A 13,440-nucleotide genomic window follows, 5' to 3' on the forward strand; every position below is an offset into this window, starting at 1 on the left:
GGATGCAACAACTCTCCTTGTTCTTGACGTTCTTCATCGCACTGGCGGTCATGGGGATCGGTTTATTCGTTTCGCGACGTGCCGGTTATCGGTTCCCTTATGGACGAGCGATCCTCCTCATTTGGATCGGTTCTGCACTGATTGGATTAACATTGTACGTCTTACGCTGAGACACAAAGCAGCCGTCCGCTTCCCTTAGGGAAACGGACGGCTACTTTTTTAATGTAAGCTTATCGTTTTAATACGGCAGCACCGACGATTTTCAAGACTTCCGGACGACTCAGTTTTTCCTTACCTCTTGCAAGTGCATCGAGCGTACCGTGAGCAAGCGCAAGTGGAATATGACAAAACTCGTAGATTGTCGTCTCTTTCGGGATCGAAGCGAGATAGGCATCGGCTTCCGCAAGATTCTCTCGTGCGTAAGCGAACATCGTATCGGTCGTCCAGCCAGGTGGGAAGTAACCGACACCCCGCTCTGCATCTTCTTGTTGGTTACGGAGAATGTTCACGGCCTGCAGTCCTCGACCGAATCCAATCGCTTGTTGCTTATCCGTGACAATACCTGCTTTCCAGTACCAAATGTCCGACAGCATCACACCGACAAGTCCGGCGACATAATACGTATATTCGTCGAGATCGGCTTCTGTTTTGACTGTCCAGTCCCGCTCTGCCCAAACGGCCATGCCTTCTGCCATCTCAGCCGTCGAATCGAGGACTTTCGCACGAATCGGTGCTGGACAATAGGCAATCCATTCTGGTAAACGAAGCGTGACTTCTGGTAAATGTGACGTGTACGGAGCAATCAACTCAAGATAGGCCGTACCGGAAAACGTCCCACGCATCATCAATGCCGTCTCGCGTAGTAACATCGTCTTGATGTCCGTCGCCAGTTCCTCATGATCTTCGATTTCATCGATAGCACGCATGCATAGATAAGCAGCACCGACCGCTTCCTGTAAGTCTTGCGATAGTCGACTAATCGGGATATAGAAGGTGCGACTCGTCGCTTTTAATACACGGTTCGCGTCTTTTTTCAGCTGCTTCGTCTCATTCATTCCTGACAACTCCCTCTTCGATTCAAAAGGTTTCTTTTCTCTCCATTTACTATACACGATTCAACGCGTTTCAGCATTTATTTCATGATAAGAAAGACTCCCTGCACTTGTATGATACACGCAGGGAGTCTTTCTGTATTCTTTTTCCCAGAGAATGCATGAATCACAAGAGTATACACTGGCATTCACTTGACCTTACTTTTCCTGTTGTTTCAAGAGTTGTCCAATCAATCCCGTACTACGTGAGGCTTCCGTGTTCTCTTCTTGAATCGCTAAGTAGACTTCTTTGCGATGGATATCGACTTGTCGTGGAGCTCGAATCCCGAGTTTAACCTGATCGCCTTCGATTGCAAGAATCGTCAGTTCGATATCGTCCCCGATTTGAATCGCTTCGCCGTTCTTTCGTTTTAGTACGAGCATCAGCGTCCACCTACTTCTGTCAGACTTCCAATCTTTTGACGATTCGGATATGTATCTTCTAAAATGATTTGTTTCGCGAGCCGCTGCTTCGTCTCCATGACGAATGGTGCACGTAAATTCGTCGTCGATTCCTCAAATGGCTCACGTAAGGTTACCGTCGTGTATACGGCGACTTGTACTGTTTCTTCGATACTCAACTGTTCTTTTGCAGAATCCGTTAATTCAAAGACATAATCCGGATCGATCCAAAACGGATTCGTGACGATGAACGCACACTCCGGCTGATCGATCGATTGGAAGGACCAGAACGGTACCCCTTCTCCAAACGGTAACAACACGAATTGTTTGGCATCCGGAAACCCCGGTAATTCAGAAGCGAAAGTAATGATCTCACTTGGCTCGATCGTAATCGTGCCAAAAAAATCTGTTTCGATTTGCATAATATTATCCTTTCTCGTCGTATATGCCGCCCACTGGCCACATATCTAGCTGATTTCGTTCCCGAAGAAAAATGTCTGTTTTCCCTTCCGTGACATCTAGTTCCGGACGATGCGTTGTGACATCGATGACCGGCTTACGAGCAGTGTAGCGAACATTCACTTCAGCCGGCGTAAAATTAATTTTGACCCGGTCCAAGCTCCGAGGAATGAAGCCCAGCGTCGTCACTTCTGCTGGAGGCGTATCGTTCATCTTCGCAATCCGCGCGATGACCTCACCTTTTTGCTCGATCCGCATCAATTGATCTCCTTCACTCGCGACGCGTCCCGTCCCTTCACGTACCATTTGTTGACCGAGATCCGCATACCGTCTGACTGATTCAAATGCCGGGATTCGTCCCATTTCAATCCAAGCCTGCGAAGAATCAATTTCGAGACGAGCCGCTACGGTTTCAATCGCTAGTTCGCCTTGCGGTTGTTCAATCGAGAGATCAGCCGAACGTTGCGTTTGTCGCATTTCAAGTGGTGTCGTCTGCATACCGATTTTAGCAGAGGTCTGTCGCATCTCTAGGTGAGGAAGATTCATCCCTGTTCACCCCTTATCGAAGAAAATCAAGTAACGATGGTTGGATGATTCGTGCCCCTGCACTGAGTGCGGCACGATGTAACGTTTCATGTGATTTTAATTCCATGATGACCTGTTCTGTTTCGATATCTTCATTATCAGACATAACCGTTTTTGCGATGATTTCTTGATCTTCTAAGCGAGACGCGTTCAGTTCCAGTCGATTCACGCGTGCCCCTAAATCCGAGCGCACTTCGACCGTTTTGTTCAACATCGCCGTTAAGTCTTTCAACATGCCGGATAATTCGGTTCCGTTATTCGTGCTACTGCCAGCAGTTCCATCTTCTTTTGTACCACCGAGTGCATTAAATAACTTCTTTAGTGTCGTGAACGTATCTTTCCCAAACACACCACCGTCGCCACCATCTGTAGGTGTGACGTTAACTTGTACTTTGATTCCTGAAGATACTTCATATTCGATTTTACCGTTTCCTGGTCCAACGGATGTCGTGAAGATTGAGTCAACCGTCGCGGTATCTACATTATCCTTTAAAAATGCTTTCAGTTTTTCCATGTCGATGAACGGTTGATCGGTCTTTGTACCATTGAATATTTGCTTTTCGTTATACTTTGTATTCGCCAGTGTTCCGATATGTTCGATCAACTGTCCGACTTCGCTTTGGATGGCTTTCCGCTGTGTGCCATCATACGTATCATTCGCTGCTTGTGTCGTTAATTCGTTGATCCGGCGCATGGCAGACGTCACTTCATCTAAAGCAGAATCGGTTAGATCCATCCAGCCTGTCGCTTCATCGACATTTTTTTTGAACTGATCGACTTCACGGACTTCTGTCCGGTACCGGATCCCCTGCATTGCAACGACAGGATCTTGAGACGGCTTTTGAATTTTTTTACCGCTGATCAGTTGTTCTTGTAACGTACTCAATTTTTGATAACTCGAAGACAAATGACCAATATTCGTCTTTGTCAGCATCGTTTGTGTGACCCGCATGTCCTCATTCCTTCCTTATCAGCGACCGACTAATCCCATACCGTTAATGATTTTATCGAGCATTTCATCGACCGTTGTGATGTTTCGTGCTGCTGCATTGTATGCATGCTGGTATTGAATCATCATCGTCATCTCTTCATCGAGTGAGACCGCTGAGACTGACATTCGGCGTTGATCGGCGTTATCCATTAAAACGCTGGCATTTTTTCCGAGGTCAATCGTTTGGCTTGTCGCTACCCCCATGTCACCGATGATCGATTGATAAAACGAACCGATTGTTGCCCCAAGACCAGAAAGTGTTTTTGTTTTAATGTCGGCAAGCGCCTGTGCACCAGACCCATCCCCGATATTGCCATCTTTTGAGACGATGATATTCGAGAGACTAGACCAAATCTCACTTCCAACAGCTATATTTTTCGCTGTAATCTCAGTACCGCTCGAGGCAATAAAAAACTTATCTGTTCCTTTTGTCGTGACCGTCGCTTTTGTTACTGGATCTTCTGTGACGATAGCGTGTGAACTATGTTGTGTATTAAAGCTTTCAGCAAATTGCTTAGCCATCTTATCCAGATTATCGAGCATCTTAGGATATTCACCTGTCAATGTTGTTTCACCACTGTTTTGGTAACCATGCATTTGTAATAAGGCCCAGAGTTTCCCGTTTGAAAAACCTTTCGTAGGTGTAAATAAAACAGGAGTAGTATCTGTTTGATACCCAGTAATCGCTTTTGTCGTAGGATCCGTTGTGAATTCGATCGAACGTGCTTTTGTATCCGTCTTCATATTGACGACCTCAGAAGTGACTCCGCCAGGCATGATCAACTTTACGTTCACACGACCTTCCGCAATCTTCGCCGCATTCCCCATGTTACCTGAGACGATGTCCGATGCATCGATTGATTCCTTTTCAAAATCCACATATGTCGATAATTCATCGAAGTAACGATCGCGTTCATCGTACAAGTCGTTTGGTAAGACACCAATCGGTTCGATTTCATGAATTTGTGTATTGACGTTATAGATTTTCTGCAGAAGATCATTTACTTTTTTCGTTGAGACATCCAGTTCATTTTTTAAGTCTCCTTGCACCTTCGTTAGCGAAGTCGCTAGATAGTTGAACGTCTTCGATACGGTATCCGCTTGCTGACGAACGACGCTTCGCGCACCTGAGTCTTGCGGATTTTTCGACAATCCCTGTAAAGATGCCCAAAAACTATCGAGTGTTTTCGCAAGACCCGTTTCAGACGGTTCATTGATGATATCTTCCATTCGACCGAATGCTGCTGCTTTCGTTGAATAGTATGCATACTTCGTTGATTCGTCACGATATTGTTTATCGACCATCACATCACGTAATCGCTCGACCAATTCTCCGCGGACACCAGTTCCGAATTGAACGTTTTTTCCGCCGCCTAGGGAGACCGAAAGTTGTTCCGTCGTCGCTTGGACGAGACGCTGTCTTGAAAATCCTGCCGTTCCGGCATTTGATACGTTATTTCCTGTCGCTTGTAACGCCCATTGACTCGTCGTCAGCGCACGGCGTCCCGTTTCAAGCCCCATGAATGTTGAACCCATTCGACTTCCTCCTTATGCATTTCGATTGAAGTGTGTCCGGTCAAACGTCGATTGACCATATGTAAAGTCATCCGCTTCCGGTACGAGCAATTGCAAATGCCATTCGATATAATGTAACGATTGTTCTAATAACTCTGCGTTCAGCGCATTCGCTTTTCGCAGTTGCCCCATCGTCGATAAGAGCGCACGAAGCGTTTCAACATCTTCAGGGTGTGACGCGATCCACTCCGTCATCGTCACTGTTCCCATGTATTCGATGCGCTCTTGCTCTAATGTCGCGATGCGTTTCAGCAAAACGGGTTCTTCCTTGACGATTTTCGAAAGGCGACTCATGTCGTTTTGAATCAATGCCTCTTTTTTTGAAAAGGCGAGCGCTAATAATGCTTCATGCGCCTCCGTCAACTGTCGGATGATTTCCATATCGTGTTTGCTCCTTTTATCATGAGTCCCACTACTTTACTACCTTGCTATCGTTTCATATAAAAAGCGACCCGCGCATCCGTGCCCCGAGTCGCTTCTAATGTCAGTTTCATTCACCTTATTACAAGTTCAAGAAACGTTCCGCGATTTTGTTCGCATCCGGTTTATAGGTTCCATCCTGAATGGCTTGTTTAAGGGAGGCAATTTTATCTGCCCGCGATGAAGTCGTTCCTTCGAAGCGCACGCGTGCTTCTTTTGAAATCGTCACTTCGTCTGTTCGATTCATTCGTTTTGTTTCGGTTCCTTCTACGGGTTGATTTCTTTCATACGTCTTGGGCATGTTCACCCATTTAGTCGAATCAATTCGCATGTGAACACCTGCTTTCTAGATTACGAGATTCTTGATTTAAGTTCGATACGTTCTCGGTTTCGAAGGGTCCACAGAATCTTGCATCGCTTGGGCGAGGTCACGTCGCAATTTTTCACGACAGTCAGCACAAATCGTCCCTTCATGAGAGGTTTTTCCGCAACTCTCACACGTGATTTCCATTTGAGAAATCTCAGAAATCAACAAGCGCCCTTCCTTGATATAACGAAAGACGGTCTCGCGTTTGACTCCTGTTTGTACCTCGACATCATTCGGTGAAGTTCGGACTTTTCGCCGCTCTCGCAAGAATTCGCGTACCTTTTCGAAATTCAGATGATCCTGACGCATACACGTCGGACAGAGATCAGAAGATTGTTTCATGAAAATTTTCCCACAAGATTTGCAGTTTACTACATCCATTTCCTTCACCTCATTCAGAGTATCGGCAGGAATGACGAAATATTAAATACTCCGAAATAAAGTTACTGCAGAAATTTCACTTGCGCCTGCTTCCTTGAGACGCACCATAGCTTGCCGGAGTGTCACTCCTGTTGTATAGACATCGTCGACCAGCAAGATATTTTTTCCTGCAACTTCTTTCGTGACATGAAATGGATTCGATCGTTTAAGACGTTCTTCTCTTGATTTCTTACTCTGTGGTGTTCCTTCGTCGCGCTTTAAAGCTAAGGTGACCTTCCCATTCATTTGTTTAGCGATCTCTTCTGCTTGGTTAAACTTTCGTTCAGACAGGCGGTCACGGCTAAGCGGAATTGGAACGATCCATCCTCTCCTCATTTTTACCTTCTTCAACTCATTGGTAAACATCTGAATTAGGACAGTATCTCCTAAAAATTTATAATGATGCATGAATGTTTTAGCTTCTTCATTGTAGAGATACATCGTACGCGTATGAAGTGCTAAGCCAAGATTTTTCCACCGTTGACAGTCTTGACAGAGGTCTACATCTGGTTTGCCACAATCTGCGCATCCACCACTTTTTACAAATTTCATTTTACAGGGAGTACAAACGCTTTGGCTAGTCCACATATTGCTCAGTTCCCAGCTAGGTATAAAGTCATGCTGACAGAACAAACACTTCATGTGCTAGTCCATCGATTCGCTTTTTGGATCTGATGGACGGCATAAAATAGGGCATCCGACCGATCATTGGCGAAAAATGAGATGTCTCCATTTGGATTAGCCGCATCACGCCCTACACGCCCACTAATTTGAATCAAGGCTTTCGTACTAAATCCTTGATCGGCATCAAGAACCGCCACTTGTACATTAGAGATCGTCACGCCTCGCTCTAAAATCGTCGTCGTTAGCAAAATACCGTTAGTCGTACGAAACGATTGGATTTTCTCAATTCGTTCCGGGTCTTCCGCGTGGACGGTCGTCACATAAATGCCAGCTTTCTTTAATCGTTCTTGCCATGCTTCGAGTGCTGAGATGCGTGGAACGAATACGAGACGCGGTTGCTGTTCATGCTGACGTAGCCAATCCAGAATCGTCTGTGTCGTAAACGGTGACTTCAGGCGGGGAACCGGTAAGGGATGTCCATGATAACGCCGCATCAGTCGTACTGTCGGATAGCGATGATGCCATATCGATGGCGTCGCACTTAATAAAATCAGTGCTGCTTTTGGCGTCATCGCTCGTTTGACGTAGCGATGTAGCGTCCAGTTCAGATGGAAAGGAAAGGCATCGACTTCATCCAAAATGACGACATCAAAACAGGATCGGTAATGAATCAGTTGATGCGTTGTACTGACTGTGATTTCACCTAAGAGAAGACGATCCGCTGATCCACCATATAAAGATACGACGTGAGCAGTTGGAAATGCCTGATTGATATGATGTGTTAATTCACGGACGACATCCGCACGTGGTGCCGTGACGAGGACACGTTTTCCGCTCGCTAATGCTTTTTCGATGCTAGGAAAAAACATCGGTGTTTTTCCTGCTCCGCAAACTGCATGAACGAGTAGTCTCCCACCCCGGATGATTGTCTGCTCGATTGCTTCCGCAACAGTCGTTTGAGCAGGTGTCAATCGAATCGGTTGATGCTGTGCTGGACGTACAGGATCAAGTGGTCGTGTATCGGTGATGAGCTGATCACACGTACGCAACTTCCCATATGCGATACACCGTCGACAATAATAGCAACGCTTTCCGCACGTGCAAGGTCCTTTAACAGGAAAAGCTCCACATCGCTGACACGTTAACGTCACAGCTGGAATGAGTTGATGCGTCGACAATCGGATTTCAATCTGTTTTGCTGAAATCCATCTCCCGCGTATATCCATTGCTTCACTTCCTTCGTTTCCCATTTGCTTCATCTTGACTGACAGATGGGAAAATCAGCAATGTATGCTGTATAAAAGATGTATGTATGGAATACGCGATTTCTCAAAAAAAAGTTTTGCTATCCTATGTATCTAGACAAGAAAAAACACATTGACGATAGACTCCGTCAATGTGTTTTCATCTTATTTTTTGTACCATGTGATACCAATCGCGCCCGGTCCAAGGTGTGTACCAATGACAGGACCAAATACACTCATCTCGATTTTAGCATTTGGAAATTTCGTCTGTAAGGACGCAATTTCTTGTTCTGCTTTCGTAGAGTCTTCTGCATGAATGACGCCGATCGTATACCCAGTTCCGTCTCCGTCGATATCTTCTTGCATCATCTCTTCGATTCGGTTGACGGCTCGCTTGAACGTCCGAATTTTTTCGAACGGAACGATTTTTCCATCAACGAAATGGAGAACGGGTTTAATCTTTAAGAACGAACCCACGAATGCTTGAGCGACACTGAGACGTCCTCCGCGTTGGAGGTGTTCGAGATCATCCACGACAAAATACGCACGAATGCGCTCCTTTAACTCTTCTAAATGATGGACGATCGTTTCCGCCGTGGCTCCTGCATCTCGCAAACGAACCGCTTCTTGGACGAGAAACGCTTGCGGCATACAGGAAATACGTGAGTCGATAGGATGGACGTTCACATGATCAATCATCATATTGATCGTGTGCAACGCTTGATATGTCCCACTGATCCCGCTTGAGAGGGTGATGCCAATGATATCTGTTCCTTCTGGCAGTTGTTCGAACGTCGCAACGAGATCTCCAATATTCGGCTGTGAAGTTGTCGGAAGGCTACCCGTCCGAATCCGTTCATAAAAATCAGCAACCGAAATATCAAACCCTTCCCGATAAGCATCTCCTTCAAAGATGACACTAAGCGGTGCGACATGTACTTGATGTTCTTCACAATACGTTGTTGGCAGATAGGCAGTGCTATCCGTTACGATCACAATCTGACTCATCCGTGATTTCCTCGCTTTTATAGTTCCGTCGTGACATAAGTCTCCATATATCACAATCGTTTATAAGTGTAGCACTTCTGAGTGGATAAAAAAAGGAAGACGGGAGCCCTGCTCCTGTCTTCCTTTTCCGTTCATACGACGACGACCCACCCGCGGCGAATCGCTTCGACGACTGCACCGGTTCGGTCCGGTACATTCATCTTTCGAAGAATCGAAGATACGTGGTTTTTGACTGTTTTTTCACTGATATATAACGTATCGCTAATCGCCCGATTTGAGAATCCATCTGCTAGTAGCTGCAAAACTTCACATTCTCGCCGTGTCAATACATGCAGTGGTGCTTCAGCTACCCGGCGTTCAACGGGCTGAGATGACATCGTTTGTTTCATCTTCATGAGACGTCTGTATTCTTGAAGTAGATTAGGTGTTACTTTCGGATGTACATATCCACCTTCACGATAGACGGAACGAATCGCGTTGACGAGTTCATCCGTCGCCATCTCTTTCAATAAATACCCGACAGCTCCAGCTCCTAAAGCGTGCATGACATACGTCTCATCATCGTGGATCGATAAGATGATGACCCGAACTTCCGGGTGTACTTCCATTAAACGTTTCGTTGCGTCGACACCGTTGACTTGTGGCATGTTAATATCCATCAATACGATGTCTGGTTGGTGTGCTTCGACGAGAGGAATGACATCTACGCCACTCTCTCCTTCCGCTACGACTACGAACTCCTCCTCGAAATCAAGGATTCGCTTTACTCCCTCACGGAATAACTGATGATCGTCAATGATGACTACTTTCACTTGCTCGTTGTTCACAGTGTTTCCCCTCTCGCTTCGGATTCCTCGATCGGAATCTTTACCTTGATGACCGTCCCGCCCCCAGGGTACGTTTCGACCTCGAATTCTCCATCGATCAATTCAATACGTTCACGCATTCCGATCAATCCAAATGACTCGTCATGTGAATCGACGATTGAGTCAAAATCAAAACCGACTCCATTATCCTTTACGTGAATGCGAATGGAATGTTGATATTGTTCTATGATAATACGAATGTCCTTTGCATTGGAATGCTTCACTGCATTTTGAACAGCTTCTTGAACGATTCGGAAGACCGCGACCTCATAGGTGGAATCGATTCGTTCGCCACCGCCTAGATATTTAAATTGAATCTCAATATTCGAAATTTCTTGCATATGTCGTAAATACCGCTCAAGCGTCGGTACGAAACCAAGATCGTCCAACGTCATCGGACGAAGATCATAAATGATCCGACGAATATCCGCTAAGCCATCTCGAATTAAGACACGAAGACGATGAATTTCCTCAAAGGCCGCTTCTGCTCCATTGTGTTGATGAATCTTCTCGATCAAATCTGCCCGAATTAATACGTGCGCTAATGTCTGTGCAGGACCATCATGCATCTCGCGAGATAACCGTCGCCTCTCGTTTTCAGCAGATTGAAAGACTTTTAAGCCCATTTCCTGTTTTTGCATCGCTTTTTCGTACTTTTCGTTCATGACTTGCATATCGTCCGTCAAAAAATTCAAGACGACGGAGACACGTCCAATCAACATATCTGCTCGTTCAATCGTTTCGTCTAACTGAACGAGACGACGTTCCAATTCATCACGTCGCTTCCGACAATTCATCTCATCCCGTTGATTGATGAACGACTCAAGTTGTAGTGAATTCGCCGTTTCATAGGCTTTTCGAACATCTTGTTCCGAATAGCTTTCGAAATTTTTGCTGACGATGACTAGTCGTGTCTTGGCATCCTTAATATGACGTTCTAGTCGCTCGGCTTCTTTTATATAATCATGGACACGAACTTTCAAGTCGCGCAATTCTTGCTGGATTTCAGCATATTGCTCTCTCGAATCCTCCGTGATCCGAACGATTTCTTCGCGACTTTCCTCTACGACACCAATGATGTTTTGTACGATATCATTCAACGACAGTCGCTCCTTCATTTCATGCGTCATCGTGACTCCCTCCGGTCCTTACCACTCAAATGGTTGTCTCTCTCTCTGAACGTCGTTATGCTAGAAAGAACTAGTCAACGAGGAGGACATTAATAGTATGACATTATCTCATTATTATACAGTAAAAGAAAACGGTTTCCACGAAATCATTATTCAAAAGTCTCGATTCATTACATATATTTCTCGCATCTCTTCAGAAACAGAGGCGCAGGACTTCATTGCGCAGATTAAAAAGAAGCATCACGATGCCAATCATAACTGTTCTGCGTATGTCATCGGGGAACAAAATCAAATCCAAAAAGCAAGTGATGATGGTGAACCTAGCGGAACGGCAGGAGTCCCGATGCTTGAAGTACTAAAAAAAAGAAATTTACGTGATACCGTTGTTGTCGTCACGCGTTACTTTGGCGGTATTAAGCTCGGTGGCGGTGGATTAATTCGTGCCTATGGCTCAAGCGTCTCGGAAGCATTGAATGCAATCGGTATCGTTGAACGCATTCAACATCAATTGGTAGAAGTGCACATTGACTATACATGGCTTGGGAAAATCGAGAATGAACTTCGCTCAAGCATTCATCCCATTGATCAGATTCATTATCTGGATCAAGTCCAAGTCGATGTCTTGGTTAAAACGGCAGACGTCCCTGCCTTTATTGAATGGATGACAGACCTGACGAATGCGCAAGCCCAGTTCCAAGAAGGTGCTTTTCGCTACCTCGAACGTGACATTCTTTCCTGACCTGCTATACTGATTGTAAAGATTCCGAAAGTTTTTTAATAATTCTGTTAAGTAAGGAGTACTTGAAATGGATGAACCGATACGATCACGGTCAAAGAAAAAAAAGAAGCGTTCTTGGTTCAAGCGTCTTGTTTTTTTATTTTTGATCATTTTAGTAACCGGCGGTGCAGCATTCGCTTACGTCGCCAATAAGACCCTTCAAACGGCTAATGAGACAAAGGTCGACTTAGCACGCGGAGACAAGTCAGAAAAACGGGAAGCTGCAATCGACTTGACGAAGGACCATTTCTCCGTCTTGCTTGTCGGAACGGATGAACGTCCAGGAGACACGTCTTCCCGCGCTGATACGATGATTATCGCAACGTTCAATAAAACAGATCAGACCGTAGACATGGTTAGCATTCCCCGAGATTCTCTCGTCCAAATCCCTTCTGTCGGATATGAAGATAAAATTAACCATTCGTACGCTTATGGAGGAATCGATTCGACGATCGAGACAGTCGAAACGTTATTTGATATTCCTGTAGACTACTACGCCTCCATCAACTTTAATGGTGTCGTTGCTATCGTCGATGCGCTCGGCGGTATTGATGTCGACGTCAAACTACCGATCGACACGCTCGACTCTTCAGACAAACGAAACAGCATTAAACTCGAGCCTGGTCAACAGACACTTAACGGAGAAGAAGCCTTAGCTTACGCTAGAATGCGTTATGAGGATCCTGAAGGCGACATCGGTCGAACGAAGCGACAACAACAAATCGTTCAAGCGATCATCGAACAGTCGACTTCTTTTGGTTCGATTACGAAGCTCAATGATTTAATGGATGCTACAGGAGACAACTTCAAAACGAATATGTCATTAACGGAAGCCTTCCAACTGCAACCGTTCGTTAAATCACTCGGATCCATTAATCGCATTGATTTAACGGGTTCTGATACGAAAATCAATGGCGTTTATTACTATCAAATCGATCCCCTTTCACTTGCCGAAGCTAAAACGACATTAAAAGAACAACTCAATCTACCTGCTGATGACGCCACCGATATGACGACATCTGAAGAGGCAACAGATGATACGACGACTACGATCAACTGATCATCCGGCTTTGTTAAAACTTCAACGTCTCGCTTATCAAGTCGAGGCGCGTCTACTTGAGACGACAAACTTTCCACCTTTATCGGAAACAATTGATGACATCGAAGCGGAGCAGCCGAAAGGGTTCGTTTATCTCTTGCATGATAACGTAGTCGGTGCAATCACATATGATGATAGGACGATTACTCGCCTCGTTGTTGATCCGGCATACTTTCGTCAAGGCATCGCACAATCCTTACTGCAATATCTGCTCCAGCATGATCATGTGAAGCACGTCCTGACTGGTGCGCGTAATCTTCCCGCCATTACGCTCTACGCTCGTTTTGGCTTTACGGAAGTCCAACGCGAGTGGCGCCAAGATGTCGAACTTGTCTTTTTGACTCGAATCTAAAGCTTCATTAAGCGAAAACAAAGGAGCAG

18 protein-coding genes are annotated in these 13,440 nt (G+C 45.4%); 4 read left to right on the forward strand and 14 right to left on the reverse strand.

All coding sequences use genetic code 11. The annotated features are described in order from the left end of the window. Nucleotides 1–2: 2 nt before the first annotated feature. Complete coding sequence (locus tag ADM98_RS17410; RefSeq protein WP_160315950.1) at nucleotides 3–170, forward strand: hypothetical protein; 168 nt, start codon at nucleotides 3–5, stop codon at nucleotides 168–170. A gap of 60 nt (nucleotides 171–230) precedes the next feature. On the opposite strand, the gene ADM98_RS15225 is transcribed toward ADM98_RS17410, so the two are convergent. The 14 genes from ADM98_RS15225 to ADM98_RS15290 all read right to left on the reverse strand — a co-directional run bounded on the left by ADM98_RS15225 (nucleotide 231) and on the right by ADM98_RS15290 (nucleotide 11,182). Next, entirely contained in the window at nucleotides 231–1,055 is an 825-nt protein-coding gene (locus ADM98_RS15225; RefSeq protein WP_053454212.1) for a squalene/phytoene synthase family protein, read from the reverse strand. A gap of 195 nt (nucleotides 1,056–1,250) precedes the next feature. Next, a complete protein-coding gene (gene csrA / locus ADM98_RS15230; protein ID WP_023469287.1) occupies nucleotides 1,251–1,475 on the reverse strand; it encodes a carbon storage regulator CsrA in 225 nt (74 codons plus the stop codon). Then, complete coding sequence (gene fliW, locus ADM98_RS15235; protein ID WP_053454213.1) at nucleotides 1,475–1,915, reverse strand: flagellar assembly protein FliW; 441 nt, start codon at nucleotides 1,913–1,915, stop codon at nucleotides 1,475–1,477. Before fliW ends, csrA begins: the two co-directional genes overlap by 1 nt. Before the next feature lie 4 nt (nucleotides 1,916–1,919). Next, nucleotides 1,920–2,498 carry a DUF6470 family protein gene (locus tag ADM98_RS15240; protein ID WP_053454214.1) on the reverse strand — a complete coding sequence of 193 codons (579 nt, stop codon included), beginning with the start codon at nucleotides 2,496–2,498 and terminating at the stop codon, nucleotides 1,920–1,922. Nucleotides 2,499–2,511: 13 nt separating this feature from the next. Then, nucleotides 2,512–3,489: a flagellar hook-associated protein FlgL gene (gene flgL, locus ADM98_RS15245; RefSeq protein ID WP_053454215.1), complete on the reverse strand. Its 978-nt coding sequence runs from the start codon at nucleotides 3,487–3,489 to the stop codon at nucleotides 2,512–2,514. An 18-nt stretch (nucleotides 3,490–3,507) separates the two neighbouring features. Then, nucleotides 3,508–5,064: a flagellar hook-associated protein FlgK gene (gene flgK, locus ADM98_RS15250; protein WP_053454216.1), complete on the reverse strand. Its 1,557-nt coding sequence runs from the start codon at nucleotides 5,062–5,064 to the stop codon at nucleotides 3,508–3,510. A gap of 12 nt (nucleotides 5,065–5,076) precedes the next feature. Next, nucleotides 5,077–5,484 carry a flagellar protein FlgN gene (locus ADM98_RS15255; protein WP_053454217.1) on the reverse strand — a complete coding sequence of 136 codons (408 nt, stop codon included), beginning with the start codon at nucleotides 5,482–5,484 and terminating at the stop codon, nucleotides 5,077–5,079. A gap of 121 nt (nucleotides 5,485–5,605) precedes the next feature. After that, on the reverse strand, nucleotides 5,606–5,854 hold the full coding sequence (gene flgM / locus ADM98_RS15260; RefSeq protein ID WP_023469293.1) for a flagellar biosynthesis anti-sigma factor FlgM: 249 nt from the start codon (nucleotides 5,852–5,854) through the stop codon (nucleotides 5,606–5,608). 36 nt (nucleotides 5,855–5,890) lie between these two features. Further along, on the reverse strand, nucleotides 5,891–6,232 hold the full coding sequence (locus ADM98_RS15265; protein WP_152910984.1) for a hypothetical protein: 342 nt from the start codon (nucleotides 6,230–6,232) through the stop codon (nucleotides 5,891–5,893). A gap of 81 nt (nucleotides 6,233–6,313) precedes the next feature. After that, on the reverse strand, nucleotides 6,314–6,862 hold the full coding sequence (locus ADM98_RS15270) for a ComF family protein (protein WP_235504909.1): 549 nt from the start codon (nucleotides 6,860–6,862) through the stop codon (nucleotides 6,314–6,316). Between the two features lie 86 nt (nucleotides 6,863–6,948). Next, entirely contained in the window at nucleotides 6,949–8,160 is a 1,212-nt protein-coding gene (locus tag ADM98_RS15275) for a helicase-related protein (RefSeq protein ID WP_160315951.1), read from the reverse strand. Between the two features lie 183 nt (nucleotides 8,161–8,343). Further along, the gene (locus ADM98_RS15280) at nucleotides 8,344–9,186 is read right to left on the reverse strand and encodes a DegV family protein (RefSeq protein WP_053454221.1); all 843 of its coding nucleotides are present in this window, start codon (nucleotides 9,184–9,186) and stop codon (nucleotides 8,344–8,346) included. A 131-nt stretch (nucleotides 9,187–9,317) separates the two neighbouring features. Next, nucleotides 9,318–10,013, reverse strand: a complete 696-nt coding sequence (locus ADM98_RS15285; protein ID WP_053454222.1) for a response regulator — start codon at nucleotides 10,011–10,013, stop codon at nucleotides 9,318–9,320. Further along, nucleotides 10,010–11,182: a sensor histidine kinase gene (locus ADM98_RS15290; RefSeq protein WP_053454223.1), complete on the reverse strand. Its 1,173-nt coding sequence runs from the start codon at nucleotides 11,180–11,182 to the stop codon at nucleotides 10,010–10,012. Before ADM98_RS15290 ends, ADM98_RS15285 begins: the two co-directional genes overlap by 4 nt. 97 nt (nucleotides 11,183–11,279) lie before the next feature. Between ADM98_RS15290 and ADM98_RS15295 the strand changes: the two genes are divergently transcribed. The 3 genes from ADM98_RS15295 to ADM98_RS15305 all read left to right on the forward strand — a co-directional run bounded on the left by ADM98_RS15295 (nucleotide 11,280) and on the right by ADM98_RS15305 (nucleotide 13,411). Further along, nucleotides 11,280–11,921 (forward strand): YigZ family protein, encoded by a 642-nt coding sequence (locus ADM98_RS15295; protein WP_053454224.1) that lies wholly within the window; start codon nucleotides 11,280–11,282, stop codon nucleotides 11,919–11,921. A 67-nt stretch (nucleotides 11,922–11,988) separates the two neighbouring features. Beyond that, a complete protein-coding gene (locus ADM98_RS15300; protein WP_053454225.1) occupies nucleotides 11,989–13,020 on the forward strand; it encodes an LCP family protein in 1,032 nt (343 codons plus the stop codon). Then, complete coding sequence (locus tag ADM98_RS15305) at nucleotides 12,995–13,411, forward strand: GNAT family N-acetyltransferase (protein WP_053454226.1); 417 nt, start codon at nucleotides 12,995–12,997, stop codon at nucleotides 13,409–13,411. Before ADM98_RS15300 ends, ADM98_RS15305 begins: the two co-directional genes overlap by 26 nt. Nucleotides 13,412–13,440: the final 29 nt, after the last annotated feature.

This window comes from Exiguobacterium sp. BMC-KP (assembly GCF_001275385.1).
Taxonomy (GTDB): domain Bacteria; phylum Bacillota; class Bacilli; order Exiguobacteriales; family Exiguobacteriaceae; genus Exiguobacterium_A.

Bases quoted from the DNA above. Each gene is read 5' to 3' on its own strand.
- ADM98_RS17410 (WP_160315950.1), top strand. From the start codon at position 3: ATGCAACAACTCTCCTTGTTCTTGACGTTCTTCATCGCACTGGCGGTC.
- ADM98_RS15225 (WP_053454212.1), bottom strand. From the start codon at position 1,055: ATGAATGAGACGAAGCAGCTGAAAAAAGACGCGAACCGTGTATTAAAA.
- csrA (WP_023469287.1), bottom strand. From the start codon at position 1,475: ATGCTCGTACTAAAACGAAAGAACGGCGAAGCGATTCAAATCGGGGAC.
- fliW (WP_053454213.1), bottom strand. From the start codon at position 1,915: ATGCAAATCGAAACAGATTTTTTTGGCACGATTACGATCGAGCCAAGT.
- ADM98_RS15240 (WP_053454214.1), bottom strand. From the start codon at position 2,498: ATGAATCTTCCTCACCTAGAGATGCGACAGACCTCTGCTAAAATCGGT.
- flgL (WP_053454215.1), bottom strand. From the start codon at position 3,489: ATGCGGGTCACACAAACGATGCTGACAAAGACGAATATTGGTCATTTG.
- flgK (WP_053454216.1), bottom strand. From the start codon at position 5,064: ATGGGTTCAACATTCATGGGGCTTGAAACGGGACGCCGTGCGCTGACG.
- ADM98_RS15255 (WP_053454217.1), bottom strand. From the start codon at position 5,484: ATGGAAATCATCCGACAGTTGACGGAGGCGCATGAAGCATTATTAGCG.
- flgM (WP_023469293.1), bottom strand. From the start codon at position 5,854: ATGCGAATTGATTCGACTAAATGGGTGAACATGCCCAAGACGTATGAA.
- ADM98_RS15265 (WP_152910984.1), bottom strand. From the start codon at position 6,232: ATGAAACAATCTTCTGATCTCTGTCCGACGTGTATGCGTCAGGATCAT.
- ADM98_RS15270 (WP_235504909.1), bottom strand. From the start codon at position 6,862: ATGAAATTTGTAAAAAGTGGTGGATGCGCAGATTGTGGCAAACCAGAT.
- ADM98_RS15275 (WP_160315951.1), bottom strand. From the start codon at position 8,160: ATGGATATACGCGGGAGATGGATTTCAGCAAAACAGATTGAAATCCGA.
- ADM98_RS15280 (WP_053454221.1), bottom strand. From the start codon at position 9,186: ATGAGTCAGATTGTGATCGTAACGGATAGCACTGCCTATCTGCCAACA.
- ADM98_RS15290 (WP_053454223.1), bottom strand. From the start codon at position 11,182: ATGACGCATGAAATGAAGGAGCGACTGTCGTTGAATGATATCGTACAA.
- ADM98_RS15295 (WP_053454224.1), top strand. From the start codon at position 11,280: ATGACATTATCTCATTATTATACAGTAAAAGAAAACGGTTTCCACGAA.
- ADM98_RS15300 (WP_053454225.1), top strand. From the start codon at position 11,989: ATGGATGAACCGATACGATCACGGTCAAAGAAAAAAAAGAAGCGTTCT.
- ADM98_RS15305 (WP_053454226.1), top strand. From the start codon at position 12,995: ATGATACGACGACTACGATCAACTGATCATCCGGCTTTGTTAAAACTT.